At 44.1% G+C, this 25,404-nt stretch carries 22 protein-coding genes; 10 read left to right on the top strand and 12 right to left on the bottom strand.

Annotation, left to right across the window (positions count from 1 at the left end; all coding sequences use genetic code 11):
- The first annotated feature begins 102 nt into the window (after positions 1–102).
- The 3 genes from FAM09_RS09095 (at position 103) to FAM09_RS09085 (ending at position 4,000) form a co-directional block, all read left to right on the top strand.
- Entirely contained in the window at positions 103–1,359 is a 1,257-nt protein-coding gene (locus tag FAM09_RS09095; RefSeq protein ID WP_136576784.1) for a CinA family nicotinamide mononucleotide deamidase-related protein, read from the top strand.
- Between the two features lie 198 nt (positions 1,360–1,557).
- Positions 1,558–2,901, top strand: coding sequence for a dihydrolipoamide acetyltransferase family protein (locus FAM09_RS09090; RefSeq protein WP_136576783.1), 1,344 nt, complete (start codon positions 1,558–1,560; stop codon positions 2,899–2,901).
- Positions 2,902–3,283: 382 nt separating this feature from the next.
- Entirely contained in the window at positions 3,284–4,000 is a 717-nt protein-coding gene (locus tag FAM09_RS09085; protein WP_136576782.1) for a hypothetical protein, read from the top strand.
- A gap of 200 nt (positions 4,001–4,200) precedes the next feature.
- Here the strand turns inward: FAM09_RS09085 and FAM09_RS09080 are convergent, their stop codons facing one another.
- From FAM09_RS09080 to FAM09_RS09065, 4 genes are all read right to left on the bottom strand, one after another.
- On the bottom strand, positions 4,201–7,155 hold the full coding sequence (locus tag FAM09_RS09080) for an alpha/beta hydrolase family protein (RefSeq protein ID WP_136576781.1): 2,955 nt from the start codon (positions 7,153–7,155) through the stop codon (positions 4,201–4,203).
- A 181-nt stretch (positions 7,156–7,336) separates the two neighbouring features.
- Entirely contained in the window at positions 7,337–8,230 is an 894-nt protein-coding gene (locus tag FAM09_RS09075; protein ID WP_136576780.1) for a DMT family transporter, read from the bottom strand.
- 181 nt (positions 8,231–8,411) lie between these two features.
- A complete protein-coding gene (locus FAM09_RS09070) occupies positions 8,412–9,212 on the bottom strand; it encodes a polyprenol monophosphomannose synthase (RefSeq protein WP_208025517.1) in 801 nt (266 codons plus the stop codon).
- 78 nt (positions 9,213–9,290) lie between these two features.
- Positions 9,291–10,058, bottom strand: coding sequence for a 3'-5' exonuclease (locus FAM09_RS09065; RefSeq protein WP_136576779.1), 768 nt, complete (start codon positions 10,056–10,058; stop codon positions 9,291–9,293).
- 642 nt (positions 10,059–10,700) lie between these two features.
- Here FAM09_RS09065 and FAM09_RS31395 point away from each other — a divergent pair.
- The gene (locus FAM09_RS31395) at positions 10,701–10,832 is read left to right on the top strand and encodes a hypothetical protein (RefSeq protein ID WP_262711650.1); all 132 of its coding nucleotides are present in this window, start codon (positions 10,701–10,703) and stop codon (positions 10,830–10,832) included.
- Positions 10,833–11,153: 321 nt separating this feature from the next.
- Here FAM09_RS31395 and FAM09_RS09060 read toward each other — a convergent pair whose 3' ends face one another.
- Complete coding sequence (locus FAM09_RS09060) at positions 11,154–11,351, bottom strand: hypothetical protein (protein ID WP_136576778.1); 198 nt, start codon at positions 11,349–11,351, stop codon at positions 11,154–11,156.
- A 231-nt stretch (positions 11,352–11,582) separates the two neighbouring features.
- Here FAM09_RS09060 and FAM09_RS09055 point away from each other — a divergent pair, with 231 nt between their 5' ends.
- Positions 11,583–12,155 carry an RNA polymerase sigma factor gene (locus FAM09_RS09055; RefSeq protein ID WP_136576777.1) on the top strand — a complete coding sequence of 191 codons (573 nt, stop codon included), beginning with the start codon at positions 11,583–11,585 and terminating at the stop codon, positions 12,153–12,155.
- The gene (locus tag FAM09_RS09050; RefSeq protein WP_136577260.1) at positions 12,155–13,249 is read left to right on the top strand and encodes a S1C family serine protease; all 1,095 of its coding nucleotides are present in this window, start codon (positions 12,155–12,157) and stop codon (positions 13,247–13,249) included. The genes FAM09_RS09055 and FAM09_RS09050 overlap by 1 nt, the downstream gene beginning before the upstream one ends.
- Before the next feature lie 162 nt (positions 13,250–13,411).
- On the opposite strand, the gene FAM09_RS09045 is transcribed toward FAM09_RS09050, so the two are convergent.
- Positions 13,412–14,311, bottom strand: coding sequence for a nucleotidyltransferase family protein (locus tag FAM09_RS09045; protein WP_136576776.1), 900 nt, complete (start codon positions 14,309–14,311; stop codon positions 13,412–13,414).
- Between the two features lie 60 nt (positions 14,312–14,371).
- On the opposite strand from FAM09_RS09045, the gene FAM09_RS09040 reads away from it, so the two are divergent.
- Positions 14,372–15,313 (top strand): 1-aminocyclopropane-1-carboxylate deaminase/D-cysteine desulfhydrase, encoded by a 942-nt coding sequence (locus tag FAM09_RS09040; protein WP_136576775.1) that lies wholly within the window; start codon positions 14,372–14,374, stop codon positions 15,311–15,313.
- 78 nt (positions 15,314–15,391) lie between these two features.
- On the top strand, positions 15,392–16,294 hold the full coding sequence (locus FAM09_RS09035; RefSeq protein WP_136576774.1) for a hypothetical protein: 903 nt from the start codon (positions 15,392–15,394) through the stop codon (positions 16,292–16,294).
- Positions 16,295–16,440: 146 nt separating this feature from the next.
- On the opposite strand, the gene lipB is transcribed toward FAM09_RS09035, so the two are convergent.
- Complete coding sequence (gene lipB, locus FAM09_RS09030) at positions 16,441–17,229, bottom strand: lipoyl(octanoyl) transferase LipB (RefSeq protein ID WP_136576773.1); 789 nt, start codon at positions 17,227–17,229, stop codon at positions 16,441–16,443.
- 71 nt (positions 17,230–17,300) lie between these two features.
- On the opposite strand from lipB, the gene FAM09_RS09025 reads away from it, so the two are divergent.
- Positions 17,301–18,368 carry an RluA family pseudouridine synthase gene (locus FAM09_RS09025; protein WP_136576772.1) on the top strand — a complete coding sequence of 356 codons (1,068 nt, stop codon included), beginning with the start codon at positions 17,301–17,303 and terminating at the stop codon, positions 18,366–18,368.
- Positions 18,369–18,538: 170 nt separating this feature from the next.
- Here the strand turns inward: FAM09_RS09025 and FAM09_RS09020 are convergent, their stop codons facing one another.
- From FAM09_RS09020 to FAM09_RS09000, 5 genes are all read right to left on the bottom strand, one after another.
- Positions 18,539–19,480, bottom strand: coding sequence for a hypothetical protein (locus FAM09_RS09020; RefSeq protein WP_243751634.1), 942 nt, complete (start codon positions 19,478–19,480; stop codon positions 18,539–18,541).
- A gap of 4 nt (positions 19,481–19,484) precedes the next feature.
- Complete coding sequence (def, locus tag FAM09_RS09015; protein ID WP_136576771.1) at positions 19,485–20,063, bottom strand: peptide deformylase; 579 nt, start codon at positions 20,061–20,063, stop codon at positions 19,485–19,487.
- Positions 20,064–20,256: 193 nt separating this feature from the next.
- Positions 20,257–20,670 (bottom strand): Holliday junction resolvase RuvX, encoded by a 414-nt coding sequence (gene ruvX, locus FAM09_RS09010; protein WP_136576770.1) that lies wholly within the window; start codon positions 20,668–20,670, stop codon positions 20,257–20,259.
- A 258-nt stretch (positions 20,671–20,928) separates the two neighbouring features.
- Complete coding sequence (locus tag FAM09_RS09005) at positions 20,929–21,867, bottom strand: UbiA-like polyprenyltransferase (RefSeq protein ID WP_136576769.1); 939 nt, start codon at positions 21,865–21,867, stop codon at positions 20,929–20,931.
- Between the two features lie 141 nt (positions 21,868–22,008).
- A complete protein-coding gene (locus FAM09_RS09000; RefSeq protein ID WP_166437074.1) occupies positions 22,009–22,548 on the bottom strand; it encodes an RNA methyltransferase in 540 nt (179 codons plus the stop codon).
- A gap of 202 nt (positions 22,549–22,750) precedes the next feature.
- On the opposite strand from FAM09_RS09000, the gene mutS reads away from it, so the two are divergent.
- A complete protein-coding gene (gene mutS, locus FAM09_RS08995) occupies positions 22,751–25,369 on the top strand; it encodes a DNA mismatch repair protein MutS (RefSeq protein ID WP_136577257.1) in 2,619 nt (872 codons plus the stop codon).
- Positions 25,370–25,404 lie beyond the last annotated feature (35 nt).

The raw sequence follows: 25,404 nt of genomic DNA, 5'->3' as shown, positions 1-25,404 counted from the left end.
GGTCTCAACTTTAAATTCTTGGTTTCCGTATTCTGTATTCGCCTTAGGCTTACAGCTTGCGGCTTGCAGCTTGTAGCTGTATTTTAACTTACATTTGTTCTAATGGAAAAAATTATCGCCTCCATAATAACCATTGGTGACGAATTGTTGATAGGCCAGGTAATTGATACCAACAGCGCCTTCATTTCGCAGGAACTGAACAAAATTGGTGTATGGGTTAAAAGAAGAGTGGCCGTAGGGGATAGCAGGGAAGAGATCATTCGCGCCCTGAATGAAGAAAGCCGAGATACCAATATTATTATTATAACCGGTGGGTTGGGACCAACTGCCGACGACATCACCAAACCGGTACTGTGCGAGTATTTCGGCGGTAAACTGGTAATGAATGAAGAAGTGCGCAAACACCTGGTATATCTTTTTGAACAAGTGTTTCGCCGGCCGCTTATTGAACGCAACCTGAAGCAGGCTGAATTGCCTGAAGTATGCACCGTATTGCCCAACGCCCGGGGTACAGCGCCGGGTATGTGGTTTGAAAAAGATGGAAAGGTATTTGTTTCGTTACCCGGTGTGCCGCATGAAATGAAAGGTTTGATCACCAACGAAGTACTGCCCCGCTTACAAAAAACATTCTCTATGCCTTTTATTGCGCATAGGACCTTGCTTACTGCAGGCATTGGCGAATCGTTCATTGCAGAAACCATTAAGCATTGGGAAGAAAAGCTGCCCGAACATCTGAAACTGGCCTATTTACCCAATTATGGCATGGTACGGTTGCGCATCACCGGGTGGAGCACCGATAAAGCGAAACTGGAAAATGAGCTGAATACCGAATTTGCCCAATTGAAAATACTGGTACAGGAATGGCTGGTTACCGATGAAGACCATACTTTACCCATGGCGCTGAGTAAATTGTTGCGGTTGAAGAACAAAACAATGACTACGGCAGAAAGCTGTACGGGTGGGTACATTGCACACCTTATTACAGCTATTCCGGGCGCCAGCAACATATATAAAGGCAGCATTATAAGTTACGATAACGAAATAAAGATCAAAGAACTAAAAGTATCGCCGGCCACCTTGCAAAAAGCAGGGGCAGTAAGTGAAGAAGTGGTAAAGGAAATGGCGGCCGCCGTGCTGATGAAAATGAACACCGATTATGCCCTGGCAGTTTCGGGCATTATGGGCCCTGATGGCGGTTCGCCCGAAAAACCGGTGGGTACGGTATGGGTAGCGGCCGGTGACCGGAATAAACTGGTTACCCAAAAATTTCAGTTCCGGTTCGACCGGGATAGAAATATTGAAATGACGGCTACCCAGGCATTGAATCTTTTACGGAAATTTATAGTTGAACATGCATAAAGCAAACGATTGTTAGTAAATCACTATCTTCGCGACGGAGAGAAATTTGTTTTGAGCCGGGTTGAAGGATGTTGCATTGTGCATATTAATTAATAAGTTCGCGGCTTCAGTTGTTAATCCGGCCTTGTTCGAAGAAAAACAGAAAGCGTAATCGTAAACCATTCCCGCCATGGCGGGATATAAAATCTGCAATTGCATATGGCTTTAGTTGACCTGGTGATGCCTAAAATGGGTGAAAGTATTATGGAAGCCACTATTTTAAAGTGGTACAAACATCCCGGAGAAACAGTGAAGATGGATGAGGCGGTACTTGAAATTGCCACTGATAAAGTGGATAGTGAAGTGCCCTCTATTGCTGAAGGTGTGATAGAGGAAACCTTCTTTAATGTGAATGATGTTGTGCCGGTAGGTACGGTGATAGCCCGCATCCGGTCAAATGCTGCAGAACCTGCAACCAGTAAAACACCGGTGGTAACAAGTCCGGCAGTTGAAATAGCCGAAAACCGGCCTTTCTCGAATGGTATAGACCATAAGGTTACCAGCGAGTCGTTTACACATGCCGGATTACAAAATGGGTCTCGCTTTTATTCCCCATTGGTATTGAATATCGCCTCCAGCGAAGGGGTTAGCCTCAGCGAACTGGAAAACATTGCCGGCACCGGTAATGAAGGCCGGGTTACCAAAAAAGATATTCTGCAATACGTAGCCAATAAAAAAGCCGGCATAACCACGGCTGTTCCGGTTCAAAAAACGCAGGAAACAACGCCTACCATTTTACCCCAGGTTCAACAAATTCAGGAACCTGAGCGTCACCAGATACAAACGTACAGCGGCAATGTTGAGATCATTGAAATGGACCGCATGCGCAAACTGATTGCCGATCATATGGTGCGCAGTAAACAAACCAGTGCGCATGTTACCAGCTTTACCGAGACTGATGTTACCAATATGGTTCAATGGCGCGACAAGGTTAAAAAAGAATTTGAAAAACAGAATGGCGAAAAACTCACTTTTACGCCTCTGTTTATTGAAGCTATTATCCGTTGCATAAAAAAATACCCCTGGTTAAACAGCAGCGTTGATGGCGATAAACTCATTGTAAAGAAAGATATCAATATAGGCATGGCCACTGCCCTGCCCTCAGGCAACCTGATCGTTCCGGTAATTCGCAATGCCGATCAGTTAAACCTTACAGGTTTAACCCGCCAGGTTAACTCCCTGTCGCATGCAGCGCGCAACAACCGCTTACGGCCCGATGATACCCAGGGCGGCACCTTTACCTTAACCAATGTAGGTACATTCGGCAGCCTCATGGGCACACCGATCATCAATCAACCGCAGGTGGCCATTCTGGCAACGGGTGTTATCAAGAAAAGACCTGTGGTGATAGAAACCGAGCAGGGTGATTTTATTGCCATTCGCCACATGATGTACCTGTCGTTATCGTACGACCACCGGATCATCGATGGGGCATTGGGTTCTACTTTCCTGAATGCCGTGGCCAAGGAACTGGAAAACTTTTCAATTGAAAGAACATTGTAACGATCGCTTGCAATTAGAAAATAACAATAGCCCCGACGGTACCGTCGGGGTTTATTTTTTAATTGATTTGCCACAACCCGCGAATAAGGCTTATACATACTAAGCAGCCAAAAACCTTCGTTAATTGTTAGATGGTTTAATTGGTTGATGGTTACAGCCACGAAACTCAGTGGTTAAGAATATGTTTTTATTCGGCTGACAATTAAACAATCAAGCCATCAAACCATCCAGCCATCGAATAACCTTTAACAGAAAATAATTAAACCATCCCTTCCGGGCCTCGCCTTTTTTTTGTAAATTGATAATAACGACAAACCTGATTGTTTTACCTGCGGAACTAAGTGCCAGGACAGGTTCTATTCTAAACTTAAAACGTAATCAAATGAAAACGCTTTCAGAAACATGGTTTGCCGAAGGCTATATTGATTTCGAGTTAAAGAAATATACGCTTCTCGCCTACCTTCAACAGGTATCCGGCTATTTCAATGAATCTAAATTGTATCCACAATTATCAGATGTCATCTTTCATTACAATAACCTGCAGGCATTAAAAGAAAACAAGAAATTCTTACAGGAACAATTCCCCAAAAAGTTGTCGGGCGTACAAATAGAAAAATTGCAGTTACTCTATGAGCAGATCATTGAAGATGATGAACTCATGCAGGAACTGGAAGACATCATTAATTTTTCGGCCGATAAATTAAAAACAACCATCAGCAACGGAACAGAGATCTATGAGTTTGTAGAAGATAAGCTGAATATATTTCCTGTTGGATTAGTGCCGCTCGACACGCATGAAGGCTATTTCTTTTTAAGTGAAGGCACTTACCGCAATACGCTGGTGTATCAATACCGGTTGAGCTTTTTTGAGAAGCATGATGAAAAATACCGGGCCATCAGAACGGAATATGTGAATGAATGGGAGCGCAACATGGTGAACACCTACGAAAATATTAAGGCAGAACTGTTGCGCAATAAGAAAGACCTGCCTAACCCGGCGGTGTATTCAATTGAAACGGAATTGTCGTTCCCTATTTCTGAAACGTTACTCCCTGTTGCAAAAAGGAGTTTAGTAAGATATATTTCTAAAGCCGCGTAAATAGTTTATGGTTTGTTGTTTATGGTTTGTGGTTCATTAATTTGGGATTGCCCTATAATTAGGAACACCCTGAAATTCAAAAATCGGGAACTCCAATTTAATGAACCTACTCAAAGCGCGGAGCAACCACAAACAACAAACCATAAACCATAAACTTACTTTATCGGAGCAACCACAAACAACAAACTATAAACCATAAACTAAAAACCCTTCTTTTCTTCTACTTCCGTTCCCCAATCAACTCCTTTCGAAGTGGCTGGTAAACCTTCGGCCATCCAACGTGGTGCAGGAGCGCCTTTTAAATAGTGATCAAAGAATTGCGACAACCGAATACTCAAATCTTTTCTGTTTCTTCTTTCAACCAGGTTATGATCTTCGCCGTTGTATTGCAACATCCATACTTTTTTGCCCAGCCGGCGTAAAGCGGTAAAGTATTCAATGCTCTGGTACCAGGGCACGGCGCCATCGGCATCGTTGTGCATGATCAGCAAGGGCGTATTTACTTTATCTGCTTTGAACAAGGGAGAGTTTTTAATAAACAGATCGGGTCGTTGCCATAAAGTATATCCAATGCGGCTCTGCGAGCGCTCGTACTGGAACTGGCGGTTCAATCCGGTTCCCCAGCGAATGCCTCCATAGGCGCTGGTCATATTCGACACCGGCGCACCGGCTTCTGCCGCAGCAAATATATTGGTGCGCGTGATCAGGTACGCCACCTGATAACCGCCCCAGCTTTGTCCCTGAATGGCCATTTTAGTAGAATCGACCCATGTTCTTTTGGTAAAATATTTCGCCGCAGACACGATAGAATTATAAGCGCTTTCACCGGGTTCTCCATTCTTATAATAAATGTTCGGAACAAACACCAGGTACCCATTACTTACAAACCAGGGTATGTTAATAACGGAAGCACTGGGCGCCGGTGAATGGTACACATTCAGTTCGTCGGCATCTCTTTCGTAGAAGTAAAAGATGATGGGATATTTTTTCTTCTCATCAAAATCTTCTGGCTTGTACAATAAGCCTTCCGATTGCTTACCATCAAACATCTTCCATTTTACCAGCTCTGCTGTTAGCCAATTGTAGTCTTTTTGCTGCGGGTTAGTTGTTGCCAAAACAGTTTGTGGCGCCATATCATCATTTTTCCATTCACTTACAACCAACGAGGGAGAGATATTAAAGCTCTCTTTTGTATATATCCATACATTGGCCATTTTTGCTTTTACAACCCGGAAGCCAATTTGAAAGGTGCCTGTATGAGAATATTTCGGGAAATGCCGGTACTTCATATCACAGATCGCAAAGCCGCCATCTTTATTCACCGTATTCAACATTCTAAAGACAAGGTTTTGCGTATCGGTGATATACCTTTCATCTCTATCAGTCTGCATATACCGGTAAACAGTTTTATGCGCCCGGCCATATCCATTGGTGAGGCAGTGCGGCGCCGATTTTCCTTCAGGATCGCATTGCCATACATCATACTTGTCATACACATACACATACTTGTCATTGTCATGCCATTTCATTACCCCATGCGGCGGCGGATCATCGGGATGATCATCGTCTTCCTGGTACAATGGTACTTTAATGCTTTTAGTGATATTGGTTATGGCGCCTGTGCCTACTGTATAGGTGAAGTAATTTTTTTCTTTCTGATCGTACCAGATCACATATTTGCCTTTCGGTGAAATAGTTGATATACCGCGTCGCTTTTCTCTTATGAGTTTGCGGCTCCCGTCGGCAGTAGAAATGATCCAGTTATTATATTTCGCAAAGCCCAACCACTGGCTTTCTATGCGGCTTCCCCGGGTGGAGGCCGCCAATACATAACCGGCATTCCCTTCATCGGCCAGGTAAATTGTTTCCGCATCTTCTGAGCCTAATTGAACCACTTTATTATCATCACCGTTCAATACGCACCTATAGCTTCTTTGCAATTCATTATTCAGTTGCACCAACTGTTGTGGCTGCAGGTAATCATCGTTATAATGCCAGATATCCAACCGCGCTGTTTCAAAATCAACCAGCGTGGTATCTTTTGGTTTGCGTACCGGCATTAACCCAAAAAACAATTTGGTACCGTCTTTACTAAACTCAGGCACAGATGCGTCGCTTACGGTAAACCCTTTAGCCACCCCGCTTGTACTTCTATCAACACGCAAACGAGCGCTGTCCATACCCGTACGGAAATAATATAATTTATAGAATTTCTGCAAGGCTTTGGCAGCGCTATCGCGTTCCGCAATAAACGCCAGTTGCGCTCCGGCTTCATCTAACGCAAAGCTCTTTGCTTCATTGAAGCCACGCAAAACAGTATCCGTTTTTCCGGCAGCCGGGTTGAACCAAAGAATAGCCCCTTTCAACAACGTATCGGCATTACTGCGGGTTGTTTCAATAATGAATGCATTTCCGGGCTTGCTGAAATAATAATCGCTCACCAACGCGAATTTCTTTTCTTCCCCGGTATATAAATTCCGAAGTATTAATTCAGTGCCTTCTTCCACCGGGTCGCCCGATTTTGGTTTACTGTCTTTCTTTGCTGATCTTAAAGCTGCCAGGCCCTTGGTTTTTGCTTCATTGGCCTTGTTGCGAAGGCTATCGGCTACCCGCACCAGGCTGTCGGCCATATGTAACAAACTATTTAACTGGGCCAGAGAATCCTGCTTAGGTACAACGGGCGGCGCCGGTAGTGATTTCTCGCGCAGGTAAGCCATCCATTGACCGGTTCCTTTGTCGGGCGTTTTATATGACTTTACCCGGGGAATGCGCAGCACACTGTCTTTACCCATTTCTACAATGGCCAGACTGTCCTTAGGCATGTCATCGGCCTTCTTCTTCTTAATTTTTGCTTCGCGGGTGGCGGCAAAAAGGGGCCTGATCTTACATATAACAAACCGGCTGTCTTCGGTGATAGTAGCGCCGTACCCACGGGGTATTTCTTTTTTGTAAGCGTTATCGGTTGCCTGAATTACTAAAGTAGCATCCCCTTCCTGGGGCGTGATGGTATATACCACCCATTTGCCATTGGCACTGATATAACGTTCATTGATACTTTGCCACCCATCGTATACAGAATGTGTAAGTGGCTTTTTTTGCGCTAATACATACAGGCCTGCCAGCAGGAGCAGGAAAATACAGAATAATTTTCTCATTGTTCGGGAATCGGTTGAAAGCTAAAATTAATACAACCAATGGTTTTACTCTAAATATCATCCTGCCGTTAAACCGTTTATAGATATTTGAGGGCTTGTTTGTACACAGTTATTGGCAAAAAATGCACATTTACAGGTCGAAAATCACGCAATCGGCCAGGAACGATTCGCTTTTGTCGTATTATGATTTTTTCCTTCCCCTGTATACCAGCCAGGTTTGCAAAAAGACCGATAACACAATTAATAATAAACCGATATAAAATGAGCCGGACAGCAGTTTGTCTTCCCGGTATATGATAAAGGCCAGCGCTATGCCATATAAAGGTTCCAGATTATATGTAAGATTAACAGTAAAGGCGGAGATCTTTTTCAGGGCATTCATTGATAAATTAAACGCCCAAACGGTACAAAACCAGCTTAGCACCAACAGCCAGCCCGCATCTGTTATTGTAGGAAGTATATGATCGGCAGGAACAAAATACAGGTAGAATGGCAACAACAAGGTTAAAAACAGAAAGCCGCCGCTCAACTGGTACAAGGTTACCGTTTCGGGTTTATGCTCCTGCACCAGCAACCTGTTAAATACCGGGAACAAACTGGCGAGCAATGCGGAAATGATCCCGAAAATAATTCCTGTTTTAAAATGGGGATCAAAATGAAAAATCAGGTAGATGCCGGCGATCACGAGCAAACCCAGCAGCAATTCATTTTTATTAAATGGTTTACGGGTAATGAGGGGTTCAAGAATAGCAGTAAAAAAACCAACCGCCGAAAAACAAACCAGGGCCACCGATACATTCGCATATTTTATACTGGCATAAAATGTAACCCAATGTAAGGCCACAATAGCGCCCACTGCTATAATACGTGCAATGCCTGCCCCCCTTCGACTGCGCTCAGGACAAGTGCGATGCAGTTTGCGTTGGAATAGATAAAGCACCCACAATGTAATCACCGTGATCAACAGCCGGTACCAAACCAGCAAAGCTTCGTTCAGGGTGATCAATTTGCCTAGAATTCCGGTGAACCCGGCCAGGAAAACGGCTATATGTAGTTGTAGAAATGCTTTACGCATGGGGATAAGATTGCTTGATGGTTTGATTGTTTGATGGCTGATCGTTGAACGATTAGCTTTACGAGTATGTGCAGTTACTCCAAATTACCGGAGGTTGCAGCCATTTAGCCATCAAACCATCGAGCAATTAAACTGGAAGGGCTAACCTTTTTGGTCAGCCCCTCTGATAATCCTTTCAGTATTATTTTGTTTTCGCTAATACTTTTTCCCCGGGCTGGGTTACGGTATAAGATGCGGTGCCGGTATTTTTAACCCGGTTGTGGTAGTCTTTGAAAAGACTAAGCCAACGCAATTTCAGCACACCCCAGATCCCTTCTTTTACAATGCCTTTGTGCATTTTTGATACGCCGAACTTGCGGTCTTCAAAAATAATAGGCACTTCTTTTATTTTAAAACCCAGCTTCCAGGAAGCGAATTTCATTTCAATCTGGAATGCATATCCCAGGAACCGTATTTGATCGAGGTTGATGGCTTCCAGCACTTCACGCGAATAACATACAAAGCCGGCAGTAGTATCCCTTACGGGCATCCAGGTGATCAGCCGGGTATATAACGACCCGCCTTTTGAAAGCAGGATCCTGTTCCTGGGCCAGTTGATGGTTCCGCCACCTTTCACGTACCGCGATCCCACGGCCAAATCGGCGCCGCCGGCAGCGCAGGCTTCGTACAGGCGTTGCAGGTCTTTGGGGTTATGCGAAAAGTCGGCATCCATTTCAAAAATGTACTGGTAGCCTCTTTTCAAAGCCCATTTAAACCCATGAATATAAGCGGTACCAAGGCCTAATTTGCCTTTGCGTTCTTCGAGGAATAATTTTCCGGCATATTTCATTTGCCGGTCTTTTACCAGTGCGGCTGTGTTATCGGGTGAGCCGTCATCAATTACAAGAATGTGAAAATTATCGTATTGAGCAAAGATGACATCAATCAGATGACCGATATTTTCCCGTTCATTGTAAGTTGGTATAATAACGATGTTTTCCAAACAAATCAATTGATATTGGAGTACGAAAATACAATAATTCAAATTGTGCAATTATATAAATTACACATTTGCATTTATTTATCCCTTCTTTAACAGGGTTCTGTTAAAAATTTCGGTCAGTTTTACCTTGGTGTGCATAGGAAAATCTCCTTTCATCATCCAATCATAATACTGAGGCTCAGCCCTTAGCACTTCTGCTACCGAACGGCCTTTATGCTTGCCGAAATTAAATACTTCTACCCCGTTTTCCATGATCATCCGCCGGGCAAAATCAACAATGCTATCGTCCCCTATGCAGGTGATGATTGAATCCACGCTGGTTCCCAACTGGGGATATTTCTCTATTTGTGCCTGTAAGATCTCCCAGGTGGCTACAGCATCCACTTCAGCCCCATGCGCTCCTTCCAGATTTTTATTGCAATAAAATTTATATGCCGCGCTTAACGTCCGTTGTTCCATCATATGGAATATTTTCTGCACGTCTACCAGCCTGCGGTTGTTAAAATCAAACTCAAGTCCTACCCGCAAAAACTCCTCTGCGAGCAAGGGAATATCAAACCGGTTTGAATTATAACCGGCGAGGTCGCAATTGTCGAGAAATTGCTTGATCTCATTGGCTACCTGTTTAAAAGTAGGCGCATCCTTCACCATTTCATTGGTTATTCCATGTAAATCGCGTGAGATGGCCGAGATCGGTATTTCGGGATTGAGCAGCTTACGTTTAATTTGGCGGGTGCCATCGGTCTGAACTTTTACAATAGCTATTTCAACGATACGATCTGAGCCCAGGTTAATCCCGGTAGTTTCAAGATCAATGATTGCCAGCGGCTTCTTTAACTGCAACATTCAGCTTTGATGATTGATAATGGTTATATAAAATTAGGCGTATAGGTCAAAAGTTACAAATTGAACAATCTTCTCCTTTTCAGGAATGCAGGCGGCTACTTGTGTCATATGGAGCATAGGAGAAACTGGTTATTTATTAGGTCTATAATGGGTTATAATAACTGTTGTGCTGAAATAAACATGTTAAACGGGTATCAAGTTTAATGCCATTCAAGATTATTTTTCAGCAACCGATAAATATGGCCGGCGAACAATATAATACTATTTATTATTCCTTGTTACCGCCGTGCAAAAGTAAGTATATTGGGATAATGGTTGGTTTTACCTTTTGGTAACCCATGTACCAAAATCGCGATATACCCATCTACGAATAGCTATAAAATGTAATTCAATGAACCGATTTGCGGCTAAATGTATTTAAGGTGGAACGATTACCAAAAACTTTTTATGAACGCCGAAATTATTTTTGCTCACATGCTTGCACATGCCGGGGATTATTTGTTATTTTGGTGGTCTGATCTTTACTATCCAATCCGAAGAATTTTCCTCCCCCCTAAAGTCCGTTAACCTTTGAATGACCTGATGATCGTTCTACCCTTGTTTTTCATCAGGCAATTGTAAACTTTAATAAATATCACAAAAATGAAACGGACTATCGTTATCCTGGCTTTGGTTATTATGGCCAGCGCAGCTTTTACCTCATGTGCAGCTTCAAGAGGCGCCAAAGGTGGATGTAAGGGAACACAAGGGTACATTGGTTATGGCAGCCGCTAAATTATTTCAACCCTGATATTATGTAACAGGTTACCTACTTTGGTAACCTTTTTTCTTTTGTGACATAGGAGCCGGGGGCGAGAATCGTCAATCGTGAAACGGCAAACGGTAAACGTGAATGGGAATAGTCAATGGTCTTGTCCCAACTTTAGTCGGAATTAGCAAATTATCACATTGTTCTTCACCCCTTTAGGGGGAGGCCAAAAAAGAAACCCCACCTGTTTTATCAAGTGGGGCTTCAATTTCTTATGGCTTATCAAAAAGAGCCATCCGCCAGCTGGCGGACGGGCCTCTAACGATTGCTTGCCATATGAAAAAAACTTATTTCTTAATAGTAGTGTCTGCTTTTTTTGTTGTATCAGCAGCAGCAGCTGTTGTATCAACAGTAGGAGCAGGAGCAGGAGTATCTACTGTAGCAGCAGCAGCTGTATCAGCAGCAGTTTTATCTGCATCGGCGCTTCCGCCATCATTACAAGCTACGAAAGAACCAATAGCTAAAACTAACAACAGTTTTTTCATTGTACCGTTTTTTTGTTTGTTAACAAATGAATTTGAAGTTTAATACAGAAATTGGAAAAAGGTAACCCCGGTCACCTTAAAATTTTTTATTTTTTTTGAAAAAAAGTTCAACCTTGCCCTAACCAGGGCATTTTCAGCCCTTTTTGGCGATCAATTTCATGGGTTAGGTTGAATTTTGCCACTGGTTGGGTTACTTCTACTTAAATTGAGTATTAATTAATGGTTCAAAGCGTGAAAACAGATTCTACCGACGAAAAAGCATTGTTAAAAGGACTGGCACTAAACGACCGGAAATCCGTTGAAACCATTTATAAATTATTTTATAATATGGTTCAAACGTTGATAATCAACAACAACGGGTCTACGGACGACGCACGGGACATTTTCCAGGAAACTGTAATTGTGTTGTATGAAAAAGCGAAATCAGGCTCCTTCGAGTTAAACTGTCAGCTTAAAACCTATGTTTACTCGGTTAGCCGGCGATTGTGGCTTAAAAAACTGCAACAACAGCAAAAATTCCTTCCGGCCGTAAACGGGTTGGAGGACACGGTTCCGGTAGATGAAGAAGTGGAAGGCCACAGCCAACGCAATTCAGAGTTCCAGATGATGGAAAAGGCTTTATTGCATTTGGGTGAACCCTGCAGAAGTTTGATAGAGGCCTTTTATCTGCAGAAAAGAAGTATGACAGACATTGCCGGCCATTTTGGATATACAAACGCTGATAACGCCAAAAATCAGAAATACAAATGTCTGATGAGGCTTCGGAAACTTTTCTTTGCCGAATTTAAAAACAACAACGTGTGATGCAAGATTTACAATTATTAGATGCTATTGAACGGTTTCTCCGCGGTGAAATGACTCCCGAAGAAATGGCTTCATTTGAGCAGCTGCGAAAAAGTAATCCTGAGGTGGATGAAAAAGTAGTAGAACACACCATGTTTTTACACCAGATAGACCAGTTTAGTGAATGGAAGAACTTTAAATCCTCCCTGAACGACGTACATAATCAATTGCTGAAATCGGGCGATATTACCGAAGAAGCACCAAAGGCTACCGTCATCCAGATTTTCAGGAAATACAAACGGGTAATGGCAGTTGCCGCCTCTATCGCCGGTATCACTACCCTCCTTATAGCCGGTATGGCCACTTACTACTCTCAAAAGAAAACCGCTTCAGACCTGCAAAGATTAAGAGGAGAATACAAACAGGAGATCGCTAAAAAAACCAACGAAGTTTATAATAAAGTGCAGGCCCGTATTACCAAGGGCCCCGAAAATACGCCTGTTAAATTTGGCGGTACCGGTTTCCTGGTCGATGGCAAGGGCATTATTGTTACCAATGCGCATGTGGTAACCGGTTCCTCTACCGTTGTTGTTCAAAACAGCAGAGGACAGGAATTCAGATCACGTATCATTTACAGCAATCCCGAAACCGACCTGGCTTTTATAAAAATTGAAGATGCTGATTTCAGAAGCATCGGCCCCCTGCCCTATGGCATCCGTAAAAGTGGAACCGACCTGGGCGAACAATTGTTCACCATGGGTTACCCCCGCGAAGAAATTGTTTACAACGAAGGATACATGAGCGCCAAAACCGGTTATAATGGCGATACCCTGTCGTTCCAGATAGGTGTATCGGCAAATCCGGGTAACTCGGGCGGCCCCGTATTCAACAAAAACGGTGAAGTGATCGGCATTATCACTGCCCGTCAGAAAACCGCTGAAGGGGTAGTATTTGCCATCACCGCAAAAAATATCTTCCGCAGCCTTGAAGAAGTTAAAAAAGATTCTACCTATCAGAATATCCGCTTAACGCTTAACTCTTCCATCAAAGGTATGGAGCGGGTACAGCAGATCAAGAAAATTGAGGAAGGTGTGTTTATGGTAAAAGTTTATTAAGAGCTGCAAGCTTCAAGCCGCAAGCTGCAAGCAGAAAACATATAAACTAAAGCCCCGATGGTATTACCGCCGGGGCTTTTTTATTGGTGGGACTTCTATTTATTGATTGCGCGATGGCTTACAGCTTATGGCGTATGGCTTACCGCTGACAGCCTGCCTTCCTTATTTCCACAACTTAGCCGGATACTCACCCGCTTTAACCAGTTGCTCCAGGTTTGCTTTAACTTCCGGCGCATCTTCCTTATACGTTACGCCAAACCATTGTGCTGAAGTAGGGATCACTTTAATGGTGCCTTTTCCTTCATTGATGAATTTGTCGGCCACGATAGGAATGAAGAACTCAGATTTTATATTGGTGATATTATCTTTCAAAAACTCATTGAATAATTTCTCTGAATAAGAGAAAATAGAAGGTGAGAAACACCAGAAATTCATCGACACCTGTGAATCGATGGGTAATTCTTTTGGTTGCTGATTGTCGTCGGTGAGGATCTTTCCATCTATTTTGGCAATATTAATGCGCTCGGCAATAGAAACCAGGTTGCCATTACCATTGGCTACACAAACACCCCGGTTCACCGTTCCATTGTCGCTCAAGGTTTTCAATAACTCATAACCAATGATTGAATAGGTATTGTCATTCACATCTTTGGTAAGGAATTTATAGGCTTTCTCAAATGCATCGCGACCATAGAAATCATCGGCATTGATCACCGCAAATGGTTCATTGATATTATTTTTAGCACACAGTACAGCATGCGCAGTACCCCATGGTTTGGTACGGTCTGCCGGAACAGGGAACCCTTCGGTAAAAGATTTCAGGTCCTGGTATACATAATCGATCTCCACTTTTCCTTTTAACGAGGGTTCTACTATGGCTTTAAAATCGTCAGCAAACTCTTTACGGATAATAAATACCACTTTTTTAAATCCAGCGCGTATGGCATCATATATTGAATAGTCCATGATCGTTTCACCACCGGGGCCGAATGACTGAATTTGCTTCATACTACCATAGCGGGAAGCCATGCCTGCTGCCAAAATCAAAAGAGTTGGTTCCATTATTGTATTTTTAAAAATTGAGCCACGAAAATATAAAAATATGTGGTCATATTGGTCTTGATGAACAAAGTAAAAAATCAACCGGTCGACTTAACAAAAGCAGTGGTGCAGCCACTTACCAGCGATCTCTTACAACAAAAGAACGTTAGTTTGGATGTGTTGCGGCTCGATCTCATTCATCCCGTTATCTCGGGCAACAAGTGGTTCAAGCTAAAATATCATATCCGGGAAGCGCAACTGCAAAACAAAAAAGGCATTCTCACCTTTGGCGGCGCCTGGAGTAATCACCTGGTAGCTACCGCCCTGGCCTGCCATCAGGCCGGCCTGGCCAGCATTGGTATTATAAGAGGTGAACAACCGGCGAGGCTGTCTGATACCTTACAGGAAGTACAGCAGTACAACATGCAGCTTCAATTTGTTTCACGGGCAGCATATAGCAATGAAGCGGCTATTGGGGTTAACCGTGCCACGGTTTTCTTACAGGAGAAATACCCTGAATATTTTATTGTTCCGCAGGGCGGACAAAGCCACCTGGGTGTGCTGGGTGCTGCGGAGATCCTGCAACTCACACAAATAGAAAGTTATTCACATATTTCCTGCGCTGCGGGGACCGGCACCATGCTTGCAGGTTTAGTGCACGCCGCGTTACCGTATCAGCAGGTAATTGGAATTTGCAGCCTTAAACTGCCTTCCGGCGAAAATAATAGCCTGTGCACCTTTGTTAAGCCCTACGCAGCCAACCTAAAAGATTATACCCTTTTCTATGATTATCATTTTGGCGGTTATGCCCGAAAAACAGATGAGTTGATTCGTTTTATGAATACAATTTATCTACAACATGATCTGCCCACCGATTTCGTGTATACCGGCAAACTGTTTTTCGGGATACTGCAACTCGTTCAAATGGGTTATTTTCAACGAAACAGTCGCATTTTAGTAGTACATAGCGGCGGTTTACAAGGCAACCGGTCCTTACCCGCAGGAACATTAACATTCCTGTAAGTTGTAATATAAAACCGCTATCGCAAAACTATTATATTTGCGACGCCAAATCCTTTACCGACTAATTCAATACGGCGCATGCGCAAACTGGCAGCATTACTCATACTAACATGTACCTTATTTTTTACCAGCAGAGCGCAGGAAATTCTGCCTGATTTTACCGTCGTTACCAAGGGGAACCAGAAAGTTATCATTAGCTGGACCAACAACTACCCCGTTATAACACAAATAAGCGTACAACGCTCAAAAGACAGCACAAGAGGTTTTGCTACTATTTTATCTGTTGCCGATCCCAGGGCCCCGCAGAATGGTATTGTTGATGGCAAAGCACCGGATGCCAAACAATTTTACCGCCTGTTTATCGTGCTTGACAATGGTAAATTTGTATTCAGTAAATCAAAACGACCTTTTTGGGATACTGTTCGCGTAGTAGTGAATAAACAACAACCGTCTGCTGAAAATGCACCGCGGGTGATCATTACAGAAAGCGTTACACCCCGGCAGGCTGAAGAAATAAAAGAAAAACTTCAAACAGCTTCTACCGTAGTAAAAGCGCCCGAACCGGAAAAATTCTTCTTTGTAAAAAAACGCGATACACTGGTGGCCACCATCAACGCTAAAGAGCTGAAAAAGTTCCGCGATTCGGTTGTTACCAAAACAAAAGACACCATCGCTTTTGCCGGCGGAGATACCATTCTGTTAAAACCATTTGTTCCTAAGGAGATATTCAAACCTTCCAAATACGTGTATACCGAAAAGGATGGGAATATTTCTATTAACCTGCCCAATACCGGCCTGCACCATTATTCCATCAAAATCTTTGACGAAAGAAGCGTTCCGCTGTTTGACATCACCGAAGTAAAGGAATCACCGCTGCTGATAGATAAGGTGAACTTTTTACGCTCGGGCTGGTATAAGTTTGAGTTGTATGAAGACGGCAAGCTGAAAGAGAAGCATAAGTTTTTTGTGCCGAGAGACTAGCTGTAAGCCCCTGGTGAATATCGAATATTGAACCGAAGAACACCGAATGTCGAAGTAAATACAGCTCTACTATTCATAATTTGCATTTCACTTCGACGTTCTACATTGGACACCTGCCTGCCGGCAGGCAGGTTCGTTATTCGACATTAAATCAACTCTACATCAAAGACTTTTTCAAAATGAAATTTCACTCTCTCTTTAACTTCCTTCATCTCTAACTTACGTCCCAGCTCTTTCTCCATTGAAGTTACCTGCTTGTTCTGAATACCGCAGGGAATGATATGATCGAAGTAAGTAAGATCGGTATTTACATTGAAGGCAAACCCATGCATGGTGATCCACCGGCTGCAGCGAATGCCCATGGCGCAGATCTTCCGTTCTTTTCCCTGAATAGCAGCGTCAAGCCAAACCCCGGTTTCGCCGGGCGACCGCTCCCCTTTCAACCCATAATCGGCCATCGTGGCAATGATCACTTCTTCCAGGTTACGCAGGTATTTGCCGATATCTGTATAGAATTTTTCCAGGTCAAGAATGGGATAACCCACCAATTGCTCCCTGCCATGAAAAGTAATATCGCCGCCGCGATTGGTATTATAAAAACTAATTCCTTTGGCTGCCCTTTCTTCCTCGCTGATGAGCACATTTTCTATGGCGCCGCTTTTTCCCAATGTATAAACAGGCGGATGCTCTACAAATAACAAATAATGGTTTGTAGACGGTTCAATTCCCTCATTTTCAATTGCATATTGTATATTGTCTATTGCCAATTGCCCATTACCTGCGCCTTGATTCTCCAAAGCGGCCATCCGCTTCCTCAGTTCCATTTTAACCGAAACATTCTCCTGCAACAGCTTTTCCTGCAGATCCCAGGCGTTGCGGTACTCGATCTGGCCTAAATCGCGAAAAAAGACCCCCTGTTTTATATTGGTTTTCATTTAATAACAAATGTACTACTTTATACAACTCCCCTCATGGATGCTTACCTTTGTGCAAACAGTGATACCCCATGACTATACAGGATGCCAACACTTTTAACGATCAGGAAGAAAATGTAGAAGGTGCGGAGGAACTATACGAGCGATTAAGTTTGGTGGTTGACAAAGGCCAGGAGCCTATGCGGCTCGACAAATTTCTGGTAGCCCGCATTGAGGGTGCGAGCCGAAACAAAGTGCAGCAATCTATCGAAAGCGGCCGCGTTACCGTAAATGGTAAAACCGTTCAGGCCAATCACAAAATAAAGCCGGGTGAAGAGATCATTGTATACTCCGATAAGGAGATGCATGGGGAAGAAATTATCCCCGAAAAAATGCCGCTGAACGTGGTATTTGAAGACGATGACATTTTGATCGTTAATAAACCGGTTGGGTTGGTAGTACATCCTGCAAGTGGTAACCCCCGTGGTACGCTCATCAATGGCGTAGCCTGGCATTTACAGCAGCAGAACAGCAATATTTCGGCCGATAACCTGCCCCGCTTTGGGCTGGTGCATCGTATTGATAAAAACACCAGCGGTTTAATGGTGCTGGCCAAAACAGAGAAAGCAGTAACCTGCCTGGCCAAAGAATTCTTCGATCATACCATTCACCGCCAGTACGTTGCCATGGTTTGGGGCGATGTAGCCGAAGATACCGGTACCATCAAAGCGCACATCGGCCGCCACCAGCGCTTTCGCAAAATATTCGACGCCTACCCCGATGGCGAGTATGGTAAAGATGCAACTACTCATTACAAAGTGCTGGAGCGCCTCGGTTACGTGACCATCGTTCAATGCGAACTGGAAACCGGCCGCACCCACCAGATCCGCGTGCATATGAAGCATATTGGTCACCCGTTGTTCAATGATGAATTATATGGCGGTGACAGAATTGTAAAAGGAACCGTTTTCAGCAAATACAAACAGTTTGTAGATAATTGTTTTTCCATTTGTCCACGACATGCCCTGCACGCCAAGACCATCGGCTTTATTCATCCCCGCTCGCGGAAAGAAGTAGTGTTTAACAGCGAAATGCCCGAGGATATGCAGCAGTTGTTTGAGAAGTGGAGAGGGTATGTAAAAACCAGGAGCATTGGGTAAGTTAGGTATGCTGGTTTGTTTGTTAGAACTTCCTACATAGAAAAGTGCTAATGGAATAGCTGCAAGCTTCAAGCCGCAAGCTGCAGGCAGGAAAGAAGCAAAAGAGTTGGACGGGAATTGCAATATGTATTTGCTTGTAGCTTGTAGCCTTTAACCTATGAAACCCATAGCTACATATTAGTAAAATCAAACAAAGTAGCAGTAAACACACACCGTTCCCGCTTCTTCATCACTACATCCCAATTACCATTGTACCGCAATACTTTTGGAACGAGGTAGTTGCCGAATTTGGTTAACTCCACCTCCATGTGTACGTTAAAATCGTACACGCCGGCATTATAGCTGAGGTCGTAGTTGCGCGCAACAATTTCCCAGGTATCTATGCGGAACCAGGTGGTCATATCGTTCACTACGATCTTGTCTTTCTCATTCTCCGTAAGGTCTGCCCGCGGTTTGCAGGTGAACACATAACACATTTCGCCTTTAAAGGCCTCCATATCAATAGTGAAATCGTAACGCACGGCCACTTCATCATCGAACAAAGCGACCTTATTGCCAATGAAGGGAATGCCGGGAATTTTCTTACCCGGATTAAAAAACAACATCTTCAGTTGTTCCTTGTGTTTAGCCAACCCGCTTTTGCCCTGCGTGCTGAAAGCGGCATCCTTAACAATATTGGTTTCGCCGCAAATGGTATCGGCGGCAAAAAACAATCCCGCATAAAGGCGGGACGTAAAATAGTTGAACTGGTGATGTTTGTCGTAAATGTCGCCGCTGGTATTTTCTTCCAGCACCTGGGTATAGCGGCAACCGTTGTTGACGTGTTGCCGGGTGCGACTGTACAAAGAAGCCGTTATTTTTTCTTTCTTATCATACATCCTGATGTCGTTCAGCGACGTATAACCGAGCACTTTCAGATTGCGGAATGCTTTGTAGAAAGTAGTGTCGTTCCTGATCCGTTCAATAAAAGCAGCCACATTAAGGTTGTTCCTTACAACCACTTCTTTAAGGGTAACTGTTTTGTTTTGAACAGTTACCAGGGAATCCTGCGCATAGAGGTTACAAGAAATAATAAGCAAAACAATTACGCGCCAGCAGCCTGGTAATATCATAACACTATTTAGGGAAAATCATTTTATAATCAGCCCGCACTTTGCCTTTGGAAATATCATCGAGCTTACCGCGTAATAATTTCCGCTTTAAAGGCTTCAGGTAATCAATAAATAATTTTCCTTCTATGTGGTCATATTCATGCAGAATGATTCGGGCAGTGATACCATTGAATGTTTTTTCATATGAAGTAAAATGCTCGTCTACATAAGAAATGGTAACAGTTTCATTGCGCATTACATCTTCCCTGATCCTGGGAATGCTTAAACAGCCTTCATTATACGCCCACTCCTGGCCGTTAAGGGCTGTTACCTGGGCATTGATGAATACTTGTTTAATTCCGGGCTCATCTGGGTATTTTCCTTTTTCATCATCGTCCTGGTTTTCAAAAACCTGCTTGCTGTCCATTACAAACAAGCGAATATCTTTATTGATCTGGGGGGCTGCCAAACCTACGCCATTGCTGGCATACATGGTTTCCCACATATCTTCGATCAGTTTATTCAGATTGGGATAATCGGGGGTGATTTCCTTACCCTTACTCCTCAAAATTTCAGCGCCATATGCTACGATCGGTAATATCATTATTTAACTGTTGTTTTGTATTGAGTTTGCAAAGTTACTTGAAAAATGCGAGTGGGTAAAAGCTGTAACTGGTTACCGGTTTCCGGGAAAGCGAAGTATAATCAGCTATCTGAAATAAAAGTCCTGGCAACCGGGCCCCGGTAACCGGTAACTTTGCCATTCCTCTATCAACCCGCCTACTTCTTGTTGATAATCAACTATTAATACGTAAATATTCCTGCAGCATAATAGTAGCGGCAATTTCGTCGACCAGGGCCTTGTTCTGACGCTGCTTTTTTTTCAGTCCCATTTCAATCATAGCCTGCGATGCCAGTTTGGATGTGTAGCGTTCATCGACCATCTTAATGGGCATAGCGGGAAATTCTTTTTTCAGTTTCTCCACCGCCTTCTTTACCAGCGGTGTGGCATGCGTATCAGATTCATCCCAGTTTTTCGGTTCGCCCATAATGATCAGTTCCACGGGTTCCTTCGCGAAATATTCTTTCAAAAAAGGGATCAGCTTGGGCGTTTCTACCGTTGTTAATCCCGTTGCAATGATCTGCAGGGGATCGGTAACGGCCAATCCGGTTCGTTTTAAACCATAGTCTATTGATAATATACGTGCCATTCGTTTTTTTGTAAGTACAGAGGTTTTAGGAGTCAGTTTGTGGTTTGTGGTTTGTGGTTTGTGGTTTGTGGTTTGTGGTTTGTGGTTTGTGGTTTGTGGTTTGTGGTTTGTGGTTTGTGGTTTGTGGTTTGTGGTTTGTGGTTTTTTAAATTCGCTACTATCTTCAGCCTCGTTGCCTTTATGCCTTTATGCCTCGTTGCCTTTATGCCTCGTTGCCTTTATGCCTTTTGCCTCGTTGCCTTTATGCCTTGCCTTTCTTTATCCAATCAGCAAATCAGTAATCACAAACACCGCAAAAACAACACTCGCAATACCATTGGCCGTCATAAAGGCCAGGTTCACCCGGCGCAGATCGGTTGGTTTTACAATGGAATGCTGGTACAACAACATGCTTACAAATATGCCTACGCCTATCCAATACCACCAATGAAAATGCCCCAGCAGGCCGGCTGCAATTACACACACAGCACTTAACACGTGCAACAATTCCGACACGCGCAACCCTTTTGCTTTTCCCAGCCAGGCGGGAATGGAATATAATTGTTTCGATTTGTCGAACTCTTCATCCTGCAATGCATAAATGATATCGAACCCGCTCACCCAAAAAATAACGGTGAGGGAGAACAGAATAGGCAGCAAGGCAAACGCACCGGTCACCGCCAGGTAGGCTCCGATAGGCGCCAGAGATAACCCCAGTCCAAGCACAAGATGACACAGGGGTGTGAACCGTTTTGTATAGCTGTAAAACAAGATCACAAATAACGCTACCGGCGATAAAAAGAAACAAATGCGGTTGATGAACCAGGTGCACACTACAAACAACACACTGCAGATAATGGTGAACCACAATACATTGTTTGCCTTTAAAATTCCGGCAGGAATTTCCCGGATGGCGGTTCTTGGGTTTTGCGCATCAAAACTGCGATCGAGGTAGCGGTTGAAAGCCATGGCGGCGCTGCGCGCGAAGATCATACAGGCGATCACTAACGCTAACTTTATAAGCAGGTCCTTGGTTGAATACAGATGTAAATAAATACTTTCATTAATTACCACATTGGGCATGGGTTGCACGGTATAAGGCTCCACCTTTTCGCCCGCGCGCATCAGGGCTATTACAAACCCGATCAATGCAAAGGGCATCGCAAAAATGGTGTGTGAGAATTTGATCAGGCTCAGGTATTTCTTTACGGTTGTCATTTATAAATATTGAATATTGAATTTCCAATGTTGAATGTCGAAGAGGATCCTGAAGAATGTTGAATATTGAACCTGCCTGCCGGCAGGCAGGTATCCAATGTTGAATGCCGAAGGGAAATACACTTCAACATTCGATATTCGTTATTCATTATTCGATATTTTATTTCTTACCAGTTCCCACAACACGATGCCCGCCGCTACAGAAATGTTCAGGGAATGTTTCATACCCAGTTGTGGAATTTCAATGCAGCCATCACACAGCTTTATCACCTCCTCTTCTACCCCGCTTACTTCATTGCCAAATACAACAGCTACTGCCGAATTTTGGTTCATATCAAACTGATGTAACGGAATGCTGTTTCGTACCTGTTCTACAGCGTATATTTTGTAGCCATCCGCTTTCAGCCGTTGTACGGCTTCCACGGTGGTCTCTGCATATTTCCACTCCACCGTTTCAGTAGCGCCCAGCGCAGTCTTGTGAATATCCCGGTGCGGCGGTTGCGGTGTATACCCGCACAGGTAAATGCCGCGTAACAAAAAAGCATCCGCTGTACGAAATACACTACCCACGTTATGCATGCTGCGGATATTATCCAGCACCACTACAACGGGCATTTTTTCGGCTTCCTTAAATTCATGAACCGATTTGCGGTTCAGCTCATCCATGCTCAGTTTGCGCATCGGGCAAAGGTAAAGTAAGAAATTTAGAGATTTCGGGATTTTGAGATCTCGGGATGTGGCGATCTATCGGAAAATTTAACCAGGAGCAAATCTCAAAATCGCTAAATCCCAAAATCAGCAATCCTTCTTTTCTTCCCCAATTTCTCCACATCCCCAACCCTGCTTTTTTTATCCCCTGTCAAACCTTTTATATTTGCCCACCATGTCGAAAGCCACTACAGAAACTCCTTTAATGCAGCAGCACCGGGCCATCAAACAAAGATATCCCGATGCGGTATTGTTGTTCAGAGTAGGTGATTTTTACGAAACTTTTGGCGAGGACGCCGTCATTGCTTCGCAGGTGTTGGGCATTACCCTTACCAAACGGAATAATGGCGCAGCTTTCAGCAGCGAACTGGCGGGGTTTCCCCACCATGCGCTCGATACCTACCTGCACAAACTGGTGCGGGCCGGCTATCGCGTAGCCATCTGCGACCAGCTCGAAGATCCCAAAGCTGCGAAAGGTATTGTGAAACGCGGGGTAACGGAACTGGTAACACCCGGGGTGGCTACCAACGATAAAATGCTGGAGCATAACAGCAATAACTTTCTGGCGGGTATTCATTTCACTGAAGACTATGCCGGCATTGCCTTTCTTGATATTTCTACCGGTGAGTTCTTTGTGGCCGAAGGCAATTCGGAATACATCGATAAATTACTGCAAACGCTGAAGCCCGCTGAAGTGATCTTTCAGCGCAGCTTTCAAAAGCATTTCAAAGAAGTATTCGGTTCCCGCTTCTATACGTACACGATGGAAAGCTGGATCTTCGATGAAGCATATGCTACCGAAAGCCTGCTGAAACATTTCAATACGCATTCCTTAAAAGGGTTTGGGGTAGAAGCGCTGCACCACGGCATTGTGGCCGCCGGCGCGGTACTGCATTACCTGAAAGATACCGAACATCCCAACCTGCAACATATTACGTCTATCCAGCGCATTGATCGCGACGATTACCTGTGGATGGACCGTTTTACCATTCGCAACCTGGAGTTGATCAGTACGGGTAATGGCGATGGTAACAATTTGCACAAGGTGCTCGACAACACGGTATCGCCTATGGGCGCCCGTTTGCTGAAACGCTGGATCTTACTGCCCTTAAAAGATCTCAACCGCATCAATGAGCGATTGGAACTGGTTGAATTTTTTATCAAGGATGTTGACCTGCGTTCGAAACTGATACAGCATATTAAGCAATGCGGTGATATTGAACGCCTGGTGAGCAAGATCCCGTTAAAGAAGATCAACCCGCGGGAAGTATTGCAAATTGCAAGAGGTTTACGGCATATTGAAGAAGTTAAACAAATATGCAGCAATGCAGCCAACGAATACTTGAAGCGCCTGGCAGATTCGCTGAATGGTTGCCGGTACATTGAAGAAAAGATCACCAAAGAAATTATTGATAACCCGCCGGCCGCAGTGAACAAGGGCGGCGCCATTCAAAGCGGCATTCACGCCGAACTGGATGAACTGCGGCACATTGCCAGCGGTGGTAAGGAATACCTGGTGCAACTGCAACAAAAGGAAGCGGAAAAAACGGGCATTTCTTCTTTAAAGATCGGCTTCAACAATGTATTCGGTTATTACCTCGAAGTAACCAATTCGCATAAGAGCAAAGTGCCGGCTGAATGGATGCGCAAGCAAACGCTGGCCAATGCAGAAAGGTACATCACGGCAGAGCTAAAGGAATATGAAGAAAAGATAACCGGCGCGGAAGATAAAATACAGGCCATAGAACTGGACATCTATGAAAAGTTATTGCTCGAATTGCAGGATTACATTGCGCCCATGCAGGTTAATGGCAATGTATTAGCCATCCTGGATTGCCTGTTGTGTTTTGCGCACAATGCCCTGCACTTTAATTATAAAAAACCTGAGCTGCACGAGGAAGGGGTGCTTGACCTGAAAGAAAGCCGTCACCCCGTAATAGAGCGTAATTTGCCGGTGGGCGAACCGTATATCGCCAATGATGTTTTTTTGGAGCCGGCCACGCAGCAGGTGATTATCCTTACCGGACCGAACATGAGCGGTAAAAGTGCCATATTACGTCAAACCGCGTTGATTACGCTGATGGCGCATATGGGAAGTTTTGTGCCGGCTACGGCAGCCCGCATTCCGCTCACCGATAAAATATTTACGCGGGTAGGCGCTTCCGATAATTTGAGCGGCGGCGAATCTACCTTCATGGTAGAGATGAATGAAACGGCCAGCATCATCAATAATATTTCTTCGCGCAGTTTGATCCTGTTGGATGAAATTGGTCGCGGCACTTCAACCTATGATGGTATTTCCATAGCGTGGAGCATTGCAGAGTACCTGCATCAGTCGCCGTACGCACCCAAAACCCTGTTCGCCACCCATTACCACGAGTTGAATGAATTGGAGAACAAACTGGCCCGCATAAAGAACTATCACATCACCAATAAAGAAGTAGGCAATAAGATCATCTTCCTGCGCAAACTGGCGCCCGGCGGCAGTACGCACAGTTTTGGTATTCATGTGGCTAAAATGGCCGGCATGCCGCCTGCCCTCATCGATAGGGCCAATGAAATATTAAAGCTGCTCGAAAAAAAGCACGAAGACCCATCTGCGGGCAACGCACAAAATAAACTGACCGAACAGGTTAAACAAATTGCCACCCAAAAAGTACAGCTCTCTATTTTCGATGCCCATAGTGAAACCTTTGATGACATTCGTAAGATGCTACAGGATATAGACATCAACCGGTTAACACCGGTGGAGGCTTTAATGAAGTTGAATGAGATCAAGGGGTTGATAAAGTAAAAGCTAGTAATGAATGGCAAGTGGCGAGTAGGCAA

The organism is Niastella caeni (genome assembly GCF_004834005.1).
Taxonomy (GTDB): Bacteria; Bacteroidota; Bacteroidia; order Chitinophagales; family Chitinophagaceae; genus Niastella; species Niastella caeni.
This window is presented reverse-complemented; position numbering and strand designations above follow the sequence as displayed.

Coding starts and splice junctions, on each gene's coding strand:
- FAM09_RS09005 (WP_136576769.1), bottom strand. CDS start 21,867: ATGACAACCGTAAAGAAATACCTGAGCCTGATCAAATTCTCACACACC.
- FAM09_RS09080 (WP_136576781.1), bottom strand. CDS start 7,155: ATGAGAAAATTATTCTGTATTTTCCTGCTCCTGCTGGCAGGCCTGTAT.
- FAM09_RS09085 (WP_136576782.1), top strand. CDS start 3,284: ATGAAAACGCTTTCAGAAACATGGTTTGCCGAAGGCTATATTGATTTC.
- ruvX (WP_136576770.1), bottom strand. CDS start 20,670: ATGGCACGTATATTATCAATAGACTATGGTTTAAAACGAACCGGATTG.
- def (WP_136576771.1), bottom strand. CDS start 20,063: ATGATATTACCGATCGTAGCATATGGCGCTGAAATTTTGAGGAGTAAG.
- FAM09_RS09065 (WP_136576779.1), bottom strand. CDS start 10,058: ATGTTGCAGTTAAAGAAGCCGCTGGCAATCATTGATCTTGAAACTACC.
- FAM09_RS09060 (WP_136576778.1), bottom strand. CDS start 11,351: ATGAAAAAACTGTTGTTAGTTTTAGCTATTGGTTCTTTCGTAGCTTGT.
- FAM09_RS09045 (WP_136576776.1), bottom strand. CDS start 14,311: ATGGAACCAACTCTTTTGATTTTGGCAGCAGGCATGGCTTCCCGCTAT.
- FAM09_RS31395 (WP_262711650.1), top strand. CDS start 10,701: ATGAAACGGACTATCGTTATCCTGGCTTTGGTTATTATGGCCAGCGCA.
- FAM09_RS09090 (WP_136576783.1), top strand. CDS start 1,558: ATGGCTTTAGTTGACCTGGTGATGCCTAAAATGGGTGAAAGTATTATG.
- FAM09_RS09075 (WP_136576780.1), bottom strand. CDS start 8,230: ATGCGTAAAGCATTTCTACAACTACATATAGCCGTTTTCCTGGCCGGG.
- FAM09_RS09040 (WP_136576775.1), top strand. CDS start 14,372: ATGAACAAAGTAAAAAATCAACCGGTCGACTTAACAAAAGCAGTGGTG.
- mutS (WP_136577257.1), top strand. CDS start 22,751: ATGTCGAAAGCCACTACAGAAACTCCTTTAATGCAGCAGCACCGGGCC.
- FAM09_RS09000 (WP_166437074.1), bottom strand. CDS start 22,548: ATGCGCAAACTGAGCATGGATGAGCTGAACCGCAAATCGGTTCATGAA.
- FAM09_RS09035 (WP_136576774.1), top strand. CDS start 15,392: ATGCGCAAACTGGCAGCATTACTCATACTAACATGTACCTTATTTTTT.
- FAM09_RS09025 (WP_136576772.1), top strand. CDS start 17,301: ATGACTATACAGGATGCCAACACTTTTAACGATCAGGAAGAAAATGTA.
- lipB (WP_136576773.1), bottom strand. CDS start 17,229: ATGAAAACCAATATAAAACAGGGGGTCTTTTTTCGCGATTTAGGCCAG.
- FAM09_RS09050 (WP_136577260.1), top strand. CDS start 12,155: ATGCAAGATTTACAATTATTAGATGCTATTGAACGGTTTCTCCGCGGT.
- FAM09_RS09020 (WP_243751634.1), bottom strand. CDS start 19,480: ATGATATTACCAGGCTGCTGGCGCGTAATTGTTTTGCTTATTATTTCT.
- FAM09_RS09095 (WP_136576784.1), top strand. CDS start 103: ATGGAAAAAATTATCGCCTCCATAATAACCATTGGTGACGAATTGTTG.